At 61.6% G+C, this 281-nt stretch carries 1 pseudogene; it reads right to left on the reverse strand.

Annotated features, from left to right (window positions below):
* Window positions 1–281 (reverse strand): annotated as a pseudogene (locus EN786_RS37385) (homoserine dehydrogenase); the annotation flags it as partial.

A 281-nucleotide genomic window follows, 5' to 3' on the forward strand; every position in this document is an offset into this window, starting at 1 on the left:
AAATTCGATCAGTTCCATGCAGCTTGACGGCTCGTCGCCGGCGCCAACCGAGTAGACCACACCCAAGCGGTCGGCCTGCTGCTTCAGGTAGCAGCCGATGGTCACGTCGGCCTCGACATTCATCATCACCAGGTGCTTGCCATGCTCCATGGCCATCAGGTCGAAATCGGCGGCGACGCCCGGTTTGCCCGTGGCGTCGATGACGACGTCGATAAGCGGGTTGGTGACCAGCATCTCGTTCGAGGTGATGGCGATGCGGCCAGCTTCGATCGCCTGGGTGA

It is taken from the genome of Mesorhizobium sp. M4B.F.Ca.ET.143.01.1.1, assembly GCF_004792275.1.
In the GTDB taxonomy this organism is placed as follows: Bacteria; Pseudomonadota; Alphaproteobacteria; order Rhizobiales; family Rhizobiaceae; genus Mesorhizobium; species Mesorhizobium abyssinicae.